This window comes from Sphingobacterium psychroaquaticum (genome assembly GCF_004421025.1).
Classification (GTDB): domain Bacteria; phylum Bacteroidota; class Bacteroidia; order Sphingobacteriales; family Sphingobacteriaceae; genus Sphingobacterium; species Sphingobacterium psychroaquaticum.
Genome location: NZ_CP038029.1, coordinates 2,188,247 through 2,203,988, shown reverse-complemented (window position 1 = coordinate 2,203,988; position 15,742 = coordinate 2,188,247). Strand labels below are relative to the sequence as shown.

At 40.8% G+C, this 15,742-nt stretch carries 13 protein-coding genes; 2 read left to right on the top strand and 11 right to left on the bottom strand.

Translation table 11 applies throughout. The features are described from left to right. Nucleotides 1-23: 23 nt before the first annotated feature. Nucleotides 24-380 carry a PKD domain-containing protein gene (locus tag E2P86_RS09285; RefSeq protein WP_085471893.1) on the bottom strand — a complete coding sequence of 119 codons (357 nt, stop codon included), beginning with the start codon at nt 378-380 and terminating at the stop codon, nt 24-26. 96 nt (nt 381-476) lie between these two features. Between E2P86_RS09285 and E2P86_RS09280 the strand changes: the two genes are divergently transcribed. Then, the gene (locus E2P86_RS09280) at nt 477-875 is read left to right on the top strand and encodes a hypothetical protein (RefSeq protein WP_134432600.1); all 399 of its coding nucleotides are present in this window, start codon (nt 477-479) and stop codon (nt 873-875) included. Nucleotide 876: 1 nt separating this feature from the next. Here E2P86_RS09280 and E2P86_RS09275 read toward each other — a convergent pair whose 3' ends face one another. Continuing rightward, the gene (locus E2P86_RS09275) at nt 877-3,330 is read right to left on the bottom strand and encodes a mechanosensitive ion channel family protein (RefSeq protein ID WP_134432598.1); all 2,454 of its coding nucleotides are present in this window, start codon (nt 3,328-3,330) and stop codon (nt 877-879) included. A 160-nt stretch (nt 3,331-3,490) separates the two neighbouring features. Here E2P86_RS09275 and E2P86_RS09270 point away from each other — a divergent pair, with 160 nt between their 5' ends. Beyond that, complete coding sequence (locus E2P86_RS09270; RefSeq protein ID WP_134432596.1) at nt 3,491-4,549, top strand: hypothetical protein; 1,059 nt, start codon at nt 3,491-3,493, stop codon at nt 4,547-4,549. A gap of 7 nt (nt 4,550-4,556) precedes the next feature. Here the strand turns inward: E2P86_RS09270 and E2P86_RS09265 are convergent, their stop codons facing one another. From E2P86_RS09265 to E2P86_RS09225, 9 genes are all read right to left on the bottom strand, one after another. Then, nucleotides 4,557-5,045 (bottom strand): MEKHLA domain-containing protein, encoded by a 489-nt coding sequence (locus E2P86_RS09265; protein WP_134432594.1) that lies wholly within the window; start codon nt 5,043-5,045, stop codon nt 4,557-4,559. Further along, entirely contained in the window at nt 5,042-6,766 is a 1,725-nt protein-coding gene (locus tag E2P86_RS09260) for a thiamine pyrophosphate-dependent enzyme (protein WP_134432592.1), read from the bottom strand. The genes E2P86_RS09265 and E2P86_RS09260 overlap by 4 nt, the downstream gene beginning before the upstream one ends. 339 nt (nt 6,767-7,105) lie before the next feature. Continuing rightward, complete coding sequence (locus tag E2P86_RS09255) at nt 7,106-8,383, bottom strand: M16 family metallopeptidase (RefSeq protein WP_134432590.1); 1,278 nt, start codon at nt 8,381-8,383, stop codon at nt 7,106-7,108. Further along, nucleotides 8,373-9,626, bottom strand: coding sequence for a M16 family metallopeptidase (locus E2P86_RS09250; RefSeq protein ID WP_134432588.1), 1,254 nt, complete (start codon nt 9,624-9,626; stop codon nt 8,373-8,375). Before E2P86_RS09250 ends, E2P86_RS09255 begins: the two co-directional genes overlap by 11 nt. A gap of 69 nt (nt 9,627-9,695) precedes the next feature. Continuing rightward, nucleotides 9,696-10,598 carry an oxygen-dependent coproporphyrinogen oxidase gene (gene hemF / locus E2P86_RS09245; RefSeq protein ID WP_134432586.1) on the bottom strand — a complete coding sequence of 301 codons (903 nt, stop codon included), beginning with the start codon at nt 10,596-10,598 and terminating at the stop codon, nt 9,696-9,698. Nucleotides 10,599-10,600: 2 nt separating this feature from the next. Then, complete coding sequence (locus E2P86_RS09240) at nt 10,601-11,611, bottom strand: NAD(P)H-dependent glycerol-3-phosphate dehydrogenase (protein WP_085471902.1); 1,011 nt, start codon at nt 11,609-11,611, stop codon at nt 10,601-10,603. A 307-nt stretch (nt 11,612-11,918) separates the two neighbouring features. Continuing rightward, complete coding sequence (gene lysA / locus E2P86_RS09235; RefSeq protein WP_394346511.1) at nt 11,919-13,076, bottom strand: diaminopimelate decarboxylase; 1,158 nt, start codon at nt 13,074-13,076, stop codon at nt 11,919-11,921. Nucleotides 13,077-13,099: 23 nt separating this feature from the next. Continuing rightward, on the bottom strand, nt 13,100-14,413 hold the full coding sequence (locus E2P86_RS09230; protein ID WP_085471904.1) for an aspartate kinase: 1,314 nt from the start codon (nt 14,411-14,413) through the stop codon (nt 13,100-13,102). A 377-nt stretch (nt 14,414-14,790) separates the two neighbouring features. Next, nucleotides 14,791-15,738 (bottom strand): D-2-hydroxyacid dehydrogenase, encoded by a 948-nt coding sequence (locus E2P86_RS09225; RefSeq protein WP_134432582.1) that lies wholly within the window; start codon nt 15,736-15,738, stop codon nt 14,791-14,793. Nucleotides 15,739-15,742 lie beyond the last annotated feature (4 nt).

Genomic DNA, 15,742 nt, shown 5'->3' with positions numbered 1-15,742 from the left:
TTAAGCCTTAGCGGTTCAAGTTATTAGGGAATTGTCACCGTCTCTTTTATATCAAAGGAGCAAGAAGCACCATCTAGGCTTACGGTAGCAATTGCGGTATAAGTACCCGCTTTTGCGTACGTATGGCTGCTTGTGGTACCTGTCACATTTTGGACTGGGGTACCATCTCCATAGTTCCACTTAATGACCGTATTTAATTCATGTTCTCCCACATATTTTACGCTATAGTTAATACGTGAAGGTTCCCCTGATACTGGGCTATGATGTACATCAACCAAAAGGGATTGTCCAAAACAGTCCACCACCTTATCGGCATCCTTTTTACTACAAGACCATGTCGTAAGTGCTAACAAAGAGCAAAGTACAATATTTAATTTCATACATTTTTTTAGTAAAAATACAAAAAGCCATAAATAAATTAATCTGTATTTACACAAATTAATTAGCTTTGTTTAAACGAAATAAGACAAGTACCGATGAAAACAGCACTCTTCCCTTTAGCGCTTGTATACAGCCTCTTCTTTACTTCAGCCACCTCTGGCGCTACGTCCAATCAAAATGGTTGTGCTATGACAGTAACCTATGCGGAGATGGCTTTTGCAAAATTCAAGAAGGCCTATAAAGCAAAATCTATCGCGGACGCACAATCTTACTTGAAAGATGGCATCTTACAAGCGACAGAATCGTCCGCGTATGCTATACAGGACGCCTGTAATTGTCCTCTAGCAAAAAACTATGCGCTTTCGGCTGTCACCTTTGGCAACAATGCTAAAAAAGCGGACAAACTGGACGAATTAAAAAAATGGGCTAAGAAAGCCATGGATGCTTCCTTGGATGTACTTACAGCCACACCAAACTGCGGAAAAGGCAAGTAATTTACTCTTCTTTTTTCCATATAACCTCCTGCTTCGGCAAGGCTAATGCAATATTGTTTGCCGCCAAGCTCGAAGTTATGGCACGAATTATATCACTCCGAACAACACCCCCATCTTTATTGGTTTTTGTCCAGAAATAAAGGATTACAACTACTGATTGGGCAGAAACCTCTCCATATTGTACCGAAGGTGTGGGATTGTTTAAGATCTGACTATCGGCTTCAACAGCGGCTAAAATAAGCTGATTAACAACGTTCAAATCTGCACCATATGCGACCTCGATGTGAACACTCAATCGTTTCTTAAAACCACCAGTAGTCCAATTAATAACATGAGAATTAAGAAGATCTCCATTGGGCATGATCAAATCAGCCCCATCAAAAGTCGCAATAACACTGCTCCGAAAACCAATAGACTTCACCTTTCCGGACTGTCCTCCGATATCCACCAGGTCGTCTACATTCACAGGCTTCTCAAAGGCGATAATTAAACCACTTACGAGGTTATTTACCAATGTCTGTAGTCCAAAACCAATACCAACACCTAAGGCACCAATGATCAACGTGATTTGTTGTATCGGAATACCGACGGCTGCAAAAGCTAGGAAAAAGCCAATGACAATAATGCTTATTCGAACCAATAGTAGCCAACTTCCCAATCGAAATTTACGTTCTTGTTTCTCACTATGTCCATTCCATTGTGTATCTGTTGCAAAATAGGAAACGATCTTGGAGAGCACCGTCGCACTCACCATGATAAGCATGAAGATCAAAATATTGTTAATAGAAAAGGTGAAACTTCCCAGTTGGTGTTCACTTTGAAAGAACTCGCGAAGTGGTTCAGAAAGCAACTTGAATTCGTAAAAATTACGTCCGAATAAAACAAACCAACCCACTATAAGAATAGCATAAAAAAAGCTCGGAGCGCGCTGCCCTACCCGATTATAATTAATATAGAAGAGTCTACTTTCTTGTTTTTTATAAAGCTCAGAAGCAAAAGATAACCCTTCATTGACTAAACGTAAAACCCATAGAAAAATAATAGCGACAACGACATTTAACAAACCGGATACCAGCAACACCTTGGCCGTATTATACAAGCCCAATATATTGAGAAATGTAGATGCGATTACCAGTAAGGTCATCAATCCGATAGGCACAAGAATCCATCGCTCCTGCAGCTCCACATGCTTCCTTTTATGAAATAACACAAAAAGGCCCACAGCAGAAGCTGTACTTGAAACCCACAGAATAAACCATCTCTCTGGACGCGAAGCTTGAAGTATAAGGTTATCGACAGCAGCGGCTACAAAAAGAAGAAATATCGTTACCCAAACAGACATCCAGTAGGGTTTTATGAAACCACGCAAAAGGATAGTTACGAGGATCCCAAGCGTGATCAATACCGCTGCAGTGAAAATAAAGGGAGGATTGGGAAATAGAAACTGTGCCACGCTGATGCTAATTGCTAATCCAGCAACTAAAGGTCTATTCAGGAGCATGGCATCACGAAATTCGAGATGATTATTTTGGAGCGCTGATCGTAAGCTATAGATATAACCTACAACAAGCCCTAATGCCAATAATACCACAAACAGTTTTCCGACATGTCCTTTGATGTAGTAACTAAGAACTAATGTCGCTTTCGTATACGAAATGGCCACAATTTCGCTGAATGGCCTATTGTAGGCACTTTCTTGCCACAGTGGTGCAAACTCCTTTTTGAATGTTCGATCTCCTACTTGATCCTGCAGGTATAGAATTTCCTCCATCCCCGTTTCAAGCTTTAAAAGCTCTAAATTTATCGCATTTTGTAAAGACTGTGTACTATTGATACTATTTTTGAGCTGTTGCGTTACGGGAGCGATCTCAATAGCCAGAACCTTTAATTTATGTACATATTGAGCGATCTCTAACGAATCACTTGATAATATAAATAAAGATTTATCATTGCTCAAAGAATCTATTTCAAAACGGTACTTAACGAGCTGATCCATATAGGCATCGACTCTTTTTTTATAGACAATCCCTTGGTTTCGTAAAGCCTCAAAGATATGGTATGTCGTTGTTAGGTTTCGTGCGGTATGTGCGGAGCCCTGATGTTCGAAAACACCATCTTTAGCAACCTCATGCCAATGTATAATCTGCTGTAGACTATGCTTGAAAGCTAGGGTATCGAATTCTTTTTTCAAAAAAGAGCGTGCTTGACGAGTCAAAGCCTGTACATCCTGCAAAATTCTGTTTTGCTCAATGGTGGCTTTATCCGTTTCCATATCAATCATACTCTGCTTTGCTGAATTTGCAAAAAAACGATTTACATTTTTCACATAATCATGCTTGCTGGTATCCAATCTAATGTGTCCACTATCCGTGCGAAGAGACATACCTAAACTAGGTATCACAAAAAATAAGATAATTCCAGTAATGAAACTAGCTACAGCTAATGTCTTATTCATAATCTATATTTTAGGCCTCATGCAACGAACTAGACCAATCAAAAAAACGTGATTTTTATAGATTAAAACTAATAAAAAAAGATGTAATCGGAGACAAGAAATTTCGCAAATTACGTTGTTGTGTATCAAGAAAAAACTATTTTTACGGGAAATTTAAATTATGAAGAAATTATTTAAGGTTGTAAAAATTGCATTTTTAAGTATACTTGCAATCCTTGCAGCAGGTCTCCTCTACTTCGTTATCAGTAACAAATTATTTCTTGGCAATCCAGACAAAGAATACACGGCTTATCTTTCAAAAAATAAATACAGTATCGCTTCGGAAATTCCTACAGCAGCCTTTGACTCCACTTTTAATCAGGCCGACATTTACCTGTTAGGCGAAATCCACGGTTATGCTGCCAATCAAGTATTAGACAAACAATTGCTTCTATTTCTAAATAAGAAATTAGGTATCAAATACTATATTGCTGAAATGGACAGTACCACGGCACAGCAGTTAAATACATTCTTGGCAAAGGATAGCAAAGACGAAGAACTTCTGCAACAGGTCGTTCTGGCGATTCGCCAAAGAATTCCACAACAAGCCAGCAAAGAGCTTATGGAGAAATGGAGCGATATCTACACCTATAATAAGCAACTGCCCGACTCTTCAAAAATAACGGTATTAGGGATAGATAAAGATTTTAACGACAAGCGTACAACCATCACTAGAGACTCGGCCATGGTCGCTAATCTTCAGCAAATGGTACAAAAGCAAAAACTACACAACGAAAAGCTTTACGGTCTCTTTGGTCTGTATCATGTTTTACAGCAAACACCACAGGCGGGGCATAAACCTCTTGCTGCGGGGTTAAAGCAAGCCGGTTTTAAGACGATAAGTTTCATTAGCCAAACATTAGATAGCGACATGTATCTTCCCAAAAACCCGCAATTCCCGACGCCACCTGATGAAAAAATCAACTGGGTAAATGCGGACGGTCCTCTTATGCTGGTTAAGGGAATAAATGATTTAAAGACGTTAACCACTCCGAATACCGTGACGCTTTTCAAGTTAGACGCCAGTGATTCACCTTACCGACAATCACAACAATTAAGCCGCATGAAGTCTACTATTTTTGGGACCAATATAGTTCCAAAAAACGGATCTGTTACGACTGATTTTTTTCAGTATGTATTCCTTCTTCGGAACAGCAAGGCATTGACCAAATTACCTTAGATCTGTATTATTTTGGCCCAGGGATGTTCCACCAATCAGGTCTTAGCACATCCGTGGGCCAAAACAAAGCTGCTTGTCCGATTACCTTTCTCTCTTGGTCTTCCACGACCCAAATAATGCCATCATAAATCTGAAAAGTATTTCCATTCTTTGTGCGGCGCAAGCCTTCATAATTGAAAGCTATACCGTTTTGACGCACCTGTGCTAATAATCTATTCCGTTCCGCCTGATCTGCGGGACCAGCGCTAAGGCGTGATGGTAAGCTAAGCATTTCGGAGTACCCATATCCAAATGAACGTAACGCCATCTCGTTTACATAGGTAAAAACAGGGTCTGCTGCGGTATCATGGGACAACAAACTATAAGGAGCTTCTCTATGGAGCCAATCATAACGATCTGGAACACCAGGAGGAACAGGCAGCGCTACTCCAGTGCGCCGCAAAAAAGATAAATCGATTAAATCTAATAATATCCGTGTTTCTTCTATGCTCCTCATAAGTTTACTAATCTAGGATTGCTGCCCAGTAATTGATTGGGATCGATTGGAACTTCAATAAGTAATGAACGTTCCATGGTCGGTTCAATTTGGTCCAAAACATCCGATAAATTACTTAAATCAGGAAGGAGTCGCGCGGCATTCCATCCAAAAGATAAGGCTACTCCTTGATAATCTACAGCAATCACATCTGCATGGTATTGTTCTTCCGGAAAGTCATGTAAAACCTTTCTTAACCCTTGATCAACTATTCCTAAACGTTCATTATTGAGTAAAAAAAGTACAATACCCAGCTTTGCGGCTTCTCCCAGGCAGCCAGCAAATAGACGAAAGCACCCATCGCCTGTAAAGCAATACACATCTCTTTCTGGGTTGGCTATTTTCGCTCCCACTGCTGTTCCAAAAGCTCCGCCCATAGCCGATCCACGATACAACGAGTAAAAATCAATATTATCGTTGGGACGCGAAAGGATATATTGTCTGTCTTTATAGGCTAAACAGACATCATCAAATGCGATCGAGTTTTTACGCCAATAGTTATCTAAACGTTGATATAAATCTACCATGTCCACATAGTTATGGTTGGCCCGAATAAACGCATGGTTATTTAAATCCGCAGGAGCAGGTCTTGCCGGAATATTCGCACAAGGTTCCTCCTTTACTTTGGTTATCAGATGCGTCAAAGCCGTATGCACATCTCCCAACACCTGATCATAATTTCCTGTCGTTATATGAGCAAAGCTGTTGTTCACCATTCCATAGCTATTCTCAGCCTCCCCCAGATAGAACAAATCGGATGCTATAATCTTTTTTAAATTTGTGGTGTACTCGTCGGAACAGCCACCTAACAACAAAACGACATCATCCTCGCCCAACGACCTAAAAATTTCCATTGCCTTATCATTTCCTCCAAAAGAAATATAACCGTAGCCGTAAGGATTTTCACGACTCACGGCATTGGCACCGTTAATACTCCATATCGTTTCCGCACGTAGCGCTAAACTCAATTGTGTGGTGAGTTCTTTTACACGAGCACAACGCCGCATCTCATCGCCCACCACAATAACAACTCTTCTATTTTGAACAGCCTGCCGAAACTTTAGGATAAAATAATCCATACGCCAACTCAAATCTTCCAATGCGCCCCCTTCTATGATAGACGCTCTCCTGAAAATTCCAAAGTCAATATTCGAACTACTTTTAGTTAAAACAAATACCACAGGTTTACCGTGCTGGAGCAGTGTTTGAATTCGCGTATAGGTTTCATCTATAGAAAATGTTTCATCTAACACAAAAGTAGAGTCTGGCAATTCGGCTTGTAACTGCGCCAGAATGTTACTTCCATAGACAGATGTATCCTGTAATGGACCAAACCCGGAGGCTTCAGGTTCGCAAAGAGGGACAATATAAACGGAAGGGATATTATGGAGTTTAGCATCGCTCAATCCACAACCAATAAGCTTGGTGGCGGCCCCGGTGGTTGCTACCGAAGCCGCAACAGTACCGCTAGAAAGATAATAACCTAACGGAATAAAGCCCGCGACATACTCACCGATCGTAAAAAATGCAGGTTCAACATCGCATTTACCAGAATACCGTGCGATATGTTTTAGAAAATGAATGACGCCACCACCAGTAACGCCAGCAAAAAATTTTACATGCAGGTCACTCAGTAGCGCAACCAGTGGATGTGTGTCTGTAATGTTTAAGGACTCTTTCATCTACGTGTTATTTAGAAGTTATATATATGCTTGAAACACGACTACGCAAAGGGAACAATCACGTACCAAAAGAATATGCGATTACGAGTAACTATTCCCCACCAACACATTCTGATTATTCTCAAAACCAAAGCTCAGAATCACCTGTAGCACGAATCACAAACAAGTTCGCAACGCAACTATCAAATGAATACAAGACAAAAAAACAACACAGATCTACATAAATTGTTTCAAAGCGACAAATATTTAAACAAAAGTTAATGACACATGAAAATAAAAATGTCATTATTCCCTAGAATAGTGACATTTTTACACCTTGTACGATTACTTCCTTAGAAACTATTTCTTGCCGACTACGACCTTCAACATTTTCTCAAAATCGAAGTACTGTAAAGCAATCTCCTGTACGTGCTCCGCCGTCATATTACGGATAACTTTATTATATCGTTTGTAATAATCTAGGTCTAATCCATAGAAATAGACAGATTTAAATTTATCTGCATGCGAAAAAATAGACTCTAAACTTCCAAGAGCGGAGCCTAAAATATAATTACGCACAAGCTCGACTTCTTCGTTTGGAGCCAACTCCTGTCGAAGGACATCAAATTCCTTTTTAATTTCATCCAACGTATTTTGTGTTACTTCGACACCAACTTCAGACGCAATAGTAAAGAAACCACCATGCTGTAAACTAGCGATCGCCGAACCAATACTGTATGTATATCCTTTCTCTTCCCGGATATTACGCATTAATCTAGAACCAAAATAGCCGCCAAATAAAGTATTCACAAATTGTAGCGCTGGAAAATCTACGTGCGTTCGGTTTACACAAGGCATCCCAAGACGAAGAGCGGATTGCAATGCATCCTCCCTTTCTTCTACGAACTCCTTCGGTTCAAAAGCGGGAACTTCAGGTACCGTTGATAGTGTTAGTGTGTCGTTATTATCCCAATCTGTTACAAATAAATCACGAATTACAGCAAGAACATCTTCTGTTACACCGCCCGAAAGAATTAATGTGCAGTTCTGCGGTTGTATTTGCTTACGGTATAAAGCAAACAGATCCTCCCGATTTAAGCTATTGTAGTTCTCTTCACTTGGTGTGACGCCATAACGGGTCTCTCCAAAAATATGATTATAAAACAGCTTACGTGCAACATAATCGTTCTTGCGCATCGAAACTTGCAAGGTTTGCTTATTATTGCGAACAAATGTAACCAACTCTGCTTCAGGAATTATCGAGTTTTTAAGCACGTCTTGAGCGACAGGTACCACGTCAGCAAAATACTTACGCAAGCTATACAGTGTCAAAGCCGTATGATCGTAACTATATTCAGGGACAAGATATGCGCCATAAAAATCAATATCTTCCGCAATCTGTGCGCTTGTACGCAACTCCGTCCCCTCCTTCAGCATACTGCTTAAACAGGTATTCAATAGGGGGTTTTCGGGCGAGGCGAATAGGTTTTGAAAGATAAATTCAGCCTTGATCAACTCTTGGTCATCTGACCGGAAAACGAAGACTTTAAGCCCATTCTCGAACGTTAATTCCTCCGGATGAATCAATGTTATATCTTCTATGGGGTGCTGTGCTGGGGCTTCTTTTCTATTCAACATCTTCCGTTTGCTTTGCGTGATAAATTAAGGTTGATGAATTTTCTCTTCTAAAAACCTGAGCGGCTATCCGACGAATGTCATCTGCCGTTATCGCATCATACTTCTCGACCTCGTGATTATACATATTAGCATCCCCCAAAGCCTCATAAAAAGCTAAGTTCATCGCTTTATCTAAAATCGACAATTCTGCGAAAACCATCGTCGATTCAATCTTGTTCTTTACTTTCTGTAATTCTGGAATCGACACCTCTTCTGTTGCAATAATTTCCAACTGGTTCCATAGTAACTTCTCCGCCTCATCAAGTGTAATGTGTGGTAACGGTTTACCTTCCACCACAAAGAGGTTGCTATCTACGGAGCCCATCACGTAGGCATTGACCTCACTAAATATCGGTTGATCTTTCACCAGAGCGCGATACAACCGTGAGGAACTTCCACGGGACAGAAGATCCGATAAAAGATCCATAGTCGGATAATCCGGGTGTAACCGTTCAGGCCCATGAAAGGCTATATATATACTATTCACAGGAACGTCCGCATCTACTTCTTCACGGCGTGCTTCGGTTTGCTGCGGTTCCTGAGGTAACGCACGTACGTAATCCGCCCCGCGTGGAATATCGCCAAACCATCTTTTTACCAATTCTAAGGTCTCCCCCGCTCCCACATGACCACTGATTACGAGGACTGCATTATTCGGGGCGTAGTGCTTCTTAAAGAATGCTTTCACATCTTCCATAGTAGCTTCCTCAATATGACGTAATTCTTTCCCAATCGTGGCCCAACGGTATGGGTGAACTTTATAAGCAAGCGGACGTAGGCGTAGCCAAACATCACCGTAAGGTTGATTGAGGTATCGTTGCTTAAACTCCTCACACACAACATTTCGTTGTACTTCTAAACTTTGGGGGCTAAAAGCTAAACTTAGCATACGGTCGCTTTCTAACCAGAGTGCGGTCTCTAAGTTTGCAGCAGGCAACGTGACATAATAGTTCGTGATATCGTTGCTTGTGAACGCATTATTCTCCCCCCCAACTTCCTGCAATGGCGTATCGTAGTTCGGGATATTGATGGAACCGCCGAACATCAAGTGCTCAAAAAGATGGGCGAAACCCGTCTTTTCCGGCGACTCATCACGTGCTCCTACATCATACAATACATTAACACAGGCCATTGCTGTGGTATGGTCTTCGTGGATAAGAACCCGTAGGCCATTATCCAACGTAAACTTCTGATAGTTTATCATTAGTTGTTTTTAGTTGTCTGTTCCTGGTAATTAGTTGGTCGAATAAGCTATAAGTACATGCGCTATGCCCTATATCGTCCAATTGATCTCTTTTTTCAATAAAGAAAGTGTTTCTTCCTCGAGGGATCCCTTCTCTGGATGAAAATCATATGCCCAATTCGCTTGTGCAGGCAAACTCATTAAAATAGACTCAATACGTCCATTTGTTTCTAATCCAAAGCGCGTACCCGAATCGTAAACCAAGTTAAATTCAACATACCGTCCACGTCGTAATCCTTGCCAGTTCTTCTCTCGTTCGCCATACGCTTTATCCCGATTCCGGTTAACCAGCTCAGTATATGTCGGAACGAAAGTACGTCCCAGGTCACAAGAAAAATTAAAGATATCTTCGAAAGTAAGGCCGGTCTTTTCGGGCGTCAGTTTATCATAAAAAACGCCCCCAATACCACGGGTCTCTTGTCGATGCTTAATATAAAAATAGTTATCGGCCCAGGTCTTAAAATCCGAATAAAAGTTAGGATGATGCTGATCGCATACATTTTTCATCATCTGATGAAAAAAACGGGCATCATCATGCTGTACATAATGTGGGGTAAGGTCTATACCGCCACCAAACCAACGTACCTGATCGTTTAATTCGAAGTACCGGATATTCATATGAATGATTGGCACCCAAGGGTTGTTCGGGTGGATCACAATGGAAACACCCGTTGCAAAGAAGTCCTCTTCGTCGACACCAAAAGATTTTTTTATCGGTTCAGGAAGTTTACCATGCACCGCAGAAAAATTGACGCCGCCTTTTTCAAGGATATTACCATCCTGTATAATTCTTGTGCGGCCACCCCCGCCTCCCTCTCGTTCCCATAATTCCTCGGCAAACTTCGATTTTCCATCCAACGCTTCCAACCCTTTGGTTATCTCGTCCTGAATAGTTTGATAAGTTTGCGCAATATGTTCTTTGGTAATTTGCATGCTTAAGATAATTTTTCCGTTAATTTTACGACTTCGGATGCCGCAGATTGCTTATTGTATAAAATTTGATATACCGTATCGCAAATAGGCATATCTAAGCCATACTGTTGAATAATATTTTGAATACATGCGGATGCATAGTAACCTTCGGCGACCATATTCATCTCCAATTGAGCGGATTGTACGGTATAACCTTTACCAATCATATTGCCGAATGTTCGATTGCGGCTAAACTGCGAATAAGCCGTAACCAATAAATCTCCCAAATAAGCCGATGCATTGATATCTCTACTTTCTTCCGCATCAATAGCAAAGACAAATTTTTCCATCTCCCGAATAGCGTTCGATACCAAAACAGCCTGAAAATTATCACCATATCCCAGTCCATGGCAAATACCACCAGCTAGAGCATAAATATTTTTCAATACCGCTCCATACTCTACACCAAACACATCAGAAGTGGTTACTGTTTTTATATATCTATTCTGAAGTACCGCCGCAACACGTAATGCGTTATCATTATTTTTTGCTGCTAACGTAAGGTAGGATAGCTTCTCTAAGGAAACTTCTTCGGCATGACAAGGGCCACCGACCACAACGATATTTTCTAATGGGATTTGATAATTACGCTGTAGGTATTCACCCACGATCAGATTGTCACCTGGTACAATTCCTTTTATTGCTGAAACGATAATTTTATCCTCAAAATCAGCCGCTTCTACATCTTGTAAGGCTACCTCCAAATAAGCTGAAGGTGTATTGAGGATCACAATGTCGGACTTTTGGATAACCGTACGCGCAGACTGATACAGGTTCTCGGGATTAACCTTTAATTCAACTGCACTAAGGTAGGTTGGGTTATGTTTATACTGCCGTACATACGCAAGATCCTCTTCTTTACGTATCCACCACAAAAGCTCCTTCGAACTCGTGTTATCGCCTAACATCTTTAACATTGCGGTAGCCCAACTGCCGCTCCCTATCATACCTACGCTAGGTCTGGATTCCTCCATATTTCTTTCTCTTTGTTTGAACTGACAAATATACACAAATAAGAGAAGTATTTAGTAGTGGGTAGATTGTGGTTGGTGGTTGGTAGATTGTGGTTGGTAGATGGTGTTTGGTAGATGGTGGTTAGTAGATGGTGGTTAGTAGATGGTGGTTAGTAGATGGTGGTTGGTAGATGGTGGTTGGTAGATGGTGGTTGGTAGATCGTGATAGATAGAGCGTATGAAATACGAGGTACCCCATACGCTCTATTTTTAAAGTAAGAACAATGTACTATAAACTACGTACTATGCACTAAAGAACTACTTGCTTTTAAAGCTTGTCGCTATAAACGTAACGAATTTCATCACGAAGATTATAGCTTGATGCCATCACCTCGCCATAAGCTCCCGCAGTGCGGATAGCAATAAGATCGCCTCGTTGGGATTCTGGTAATGGTACTTCTTTACCAAAACAATCTGAGCTCTCGCAAATCGGGCCGACGACGTCGTAGTTTATAGTTGTTGTCACCTCTTTTGCGACATGCTCGATCTTATGATAAGCCTGATAGAGAGCCGGACGCATAAGCTCCGTCATCCCTGCATCTAGAATTAGAAAGTTCTTTTTAATACCACTTTTCGTATACAGAACCTTACTGATTAAGCTCCCACACTGCGCCACTAAAGCACGACCTAATTCAAAGTGTACTTCTTGCTGTGCGGTACGCTCCAAAAACTTATCAAAAATATCAAAATATGCTTCAAAGTCAGGCATGGAATTTTCATCTGGATGTTGATAATCAACCCCTAGTCCTCCTCCAACATTCAAGACTTTAATCGCTGTTCCCCGCTCTTCAAACCAATTTTTCCATTCATTAACCTTCACACATAAACTCTTAAATACGTTCATATCTGTGATTTGAGAGCCTATATGAAAATGCAATCCGATGAGCTCTACATGCTGTGCTTGACGGATAACCGAAGCCGCAATTTCTAACTCCGAAGTAGGCACCCCAAATTTATTCTCATCCAAGCCAGTCGTAATATAATGATGTGTATGTGCATCCACATTCGGGTTAATGCGAAGCGATACCTGAGCCACAACACCCAACTGACCAGCAAGCTCATTGATAACCTCCATCTCTTGGATAGACTCAACATTGAAAGCGAAGATCTGGTGTTTCAATGCCTCAATGATCTCTTTATCGGATTTTCCGACACCGGCAAAGGTAATCATCTCCGGAGCGAAGCCTTTATCAATTGATTTTTGCACCTCATTACCACTTACACAATCAGCACCAAATCCCTTCGATTGAATCATATCCAATACGCGATCATTGAAATTAGCTTTTAAGGCATAATGTACATGAAATCCACGCTTATCAGCAGCAGCCTTAGCACTATTCAACGTTCGCTCGAGTAACCCCATATCATAGTAGTAAAACGGGGTCTCTAAATTTTTTATCTTCTCTTGCTGATCTTTTGTAAACAACATATCGAATTTAATTCTATTACTTAAAATAATCTATTGTGCAACGAACGCAACGCCTCTGTTTTATGTTCGCTATCCAGAAGGATCGATACATTGTAATCTGACCCGCCGTAGGAAATCATACGAATAGGCAAATGTTTGATCGCATCCAACACGCGTGCCGCATAACCATGCATATTGGCACTAAAATCTCCGACTACACATACAATGGTTTGTTCATTATCGATGCTCACACGACCGAAATCCTCCACCTCTTTAATAATATCGGCTAAATAGCGTGTTTCATCAATCGTTAAAGAAACGGCAACTTCAGATGTCGTGATCATATCAATTGGCGTTTTGTAGCGTTCAAATATCTCAAATATTTTACGTAAAAAACCATAAGCTAACAACATTCTTGAAGAATGGATGTGAATAGCCGTAATGCCATCTTTAGCAGCAATTGCTCGTATCTGTCCTTTGTTTCCGCCGTCTTTACTAATCAATGTCCCTGCTGCAGCTGGATCCATTGTATTTAACAAACGTACGGGTACGTTATATTTTTGTGCTGGAAACACACTCTGCGGATGCAATATCTTCGCTCCGAAATAAGCCAGTTCAGCTGCCTCATCAAAGCTAAGGTTTGCAATAGGCGATGTGTTTTTTACGATACGGGGATCATTATTATGCATACCATCGATATCCGTCCAGATTTGAACTTCTTCAGCCCGTATTGCAGCCCCTATTAGGGACGCAGTATAATCAGATCCACCACGACGTAGATTGTCGATTTCACCAAATGAATTTCGACAAATATAACCTTGTGTAATGAATAGTGTATTTGCTGGCGAAAGGTCCAAGATAGCACCTAACTTCTCGCCAATATAATCGACCATGGGTTCATTGTCTTCATCGATCTTCATAAAATCAAGGGCAGGCAATAATACCGATGGAACACCAATTTCTTCTAAATGAAAATGAAACAGTGTTGTCGAAAGCAACTCACCTTGTGCAAGAATAGCTTTTTCTTCCACCGAAGTGAACATTTCATTCCCTAAGGAAGCAATGTAATTAAAATGATAATCAATCAATTGCTTACCCTTTGATAGCCCTTCAACAGTCGTAAAAAGCTCCTGAATCAAAAGCTCATATTTATCCTTGTGCTGCTTGGTAAGTGCTAATGCTTCGTCCTTCTTCTCAGCAAGAAAAGCCTGTCCAATTTCTACCAAAGCATTTGTCGTGCCTGCTACAGCAGATAACACGACAATTTGACGCTCCGCAGGATTTACGATTTCAAGTAATCCTTTGATGCGTTCTGCACTACCAACCGAGGTGCCACCAAATTTTAGAATTTTCATAAGTTTTATTTAAGTACATAAGCACGTAGTAACGCATATAAAATACGAAGCAATACGTCTCAGGTACGAAGTAATTAGTATTAATTATCCGTGTTTAAAAATGCAAAAGTCTGTATTATAATAAACAAAACAAAAAAAACAACGTGTTTTCCAACCTCATCTATTCGTATACTTTTAGCACAATATCCCTTTTCGATGCTCATTTCTGGCCTTTGTTCATTGATCCCATCCAATGCACAAAAAATCTTCTTGAAACAGCAGCAGTCAAAGAATAAACAACGATGGTTTATTTTTTTATATTTCTATATTTTTTCTCAAAAAAAAGCGGCGCAAATGCTGTAAAAGCTCTTGCGCCGCATCTATATTATGCGGAAGTACTACTTCTTCAATGTCTCAATAAGCAATGTTGCTAGTTCGACACCAATACGTTCTTGCGCTTCGTTCGTAGCAGCACCGATATGCGGTGTTAAAGAAATCCGTGGATGCGTAAGAATTTCTGTTCTCGGTGTAGGTTCGTTATCGAACACATCAAGACCAGCAAAAGACACTTTTCCAGCATCCAACGCCTTAATCAATTCCAGCTCATCAATCACGCCACCGCGTGAAGCGTTCACCAAACCAACACCATCTTTTAATAGAGCAAACTCAGCAGCCCCAATAGCCGGTTTATCTAAGAAAGGTACATGCAAAGATATAAAGTCAGCATTTTTAAAGATCTCTTCGATGGCAACCTGTTTCACAGGAACATCCACCTGAATACCACCCGAAAGGGTAAGTGTTAACGCCTTCGGTCCTTCATACAAATCGGTATACAACACATTCATCCCTAAACCTAACGCAATTTTAGCCGTTTCTTTACCGATACGTCCAAAACCAACCACACCTAATGTTTTGCCCGCAAGCTCCACACCTTTCGCGTAAGCTTTCTTCAGGTCTCCAAATTTAGTATTTCCTTCTGCCGGCATTTTACGATTAGCATCATACAGAAAACGAACGCCATTCAATAAATGCGCAAACACTAACTCTCCTACTGATAAGGAAGAAGCCGCAGGTGTATTGATCACAGCAACACCTTTGGAGCGCGCGTATTCCACATCAATATTATCCATGCCCACACCACCACGGCCAATAGCCTTGATATTAGGACAAGCATCAATCAACGCTTGTCTAACTTTAGTGGCACTACGTACCGTTATTGCATCGTAATTTTTTAATTTTTCCGCTAATTCCTCCTGCGGTATATGGTTTGTATCAACCTCAAAGCCTGCTGCTTCTAAAAGCTGCTTGCCAACGGCATCGATACCATCATTTGCTAATATTCTCATTCTT

Coding starts and splice junctions, on each gene's coding strand:
- E2P86_RS09285 (WP_085471893.1), bottom strand. CDS start 380: ATGAAATTAAATATTGTACTTTGCTCTTTGTTAGCACTTACGACATGG.
- E2P86_RS09280 (WP_134432600.1), top strand. CDS start 477: ATGAAAACAGCACTCTTCCCTTTAGCGCTTGTATACAGCCTCTTCTTT.
- E2P86_RS09275 (WP_134432598.1), bottom strand. CDS start 3,330: ATGAATAAGACATTAGCTGTAGCTAGTTTCATTACTGGAATTATCTTA.
- E2P86_RS09270 (WP_134432596.1), top strand. CDS start 3,491: ATGAAGAAATTATTTAAGGTTGTAAAAATTGCATTTTTAAGTATACTT.
- E2P86_RS09265 (WP_134432594.1), bottom strand. CDS start 5,045: ATGAGGAGCATAGAAGAAACACGGATATTATTAGATTTAATCGATTTA.
- E2P86_RS09260 (WP_134432592.1), bottom strand. CDS start 6,766: ATGAAAGAGTCCTTAAACATTACAGACACACATCCACTGGTTGCGCTA.
- E2P86_RS09255 (WP_134432590.1), bottom strand. CDS start 8,383: ATGTTGAATAGAAAAGAAGCCCCAGCACAGCACCCCATAGAAGATATA.
- E2P86_RS09250 (WP_134432588.1), bottom strand. CDS start 9,626: ATGATAAACTATCAGAAGTTTACGTTGGATAATGGCCTACGGGTTCTT.
- hemF (WP_134432586.1), bottom strand. CDS start 10,598: ATGCAAATTACCAAAGAACATATTGCGCAAACTTATCAAACTATTCAG.
- E2P86_RS09240 (WP_085471902.1), bottom strand. CDS start 11,611: ATGGAGGAATCCAGACCTAGCGTAGGTATGATAGGGAGCGGCAGTTGG.
- E2P86_RS09230 (WP_085471904.1), bottom strand. CDS start 14,413: ATGAAAATTCTAAAATTTGGTGGCACCTCGGTTGGTAGTGCAGAACGC.
- E2P86_RS09225 (WP_134432582.1), bottom strand. CDS start 15,738: ATGAGAATATTAGCAAATGATGGTATCGATGCCGTTGGCAAGCAGCTT.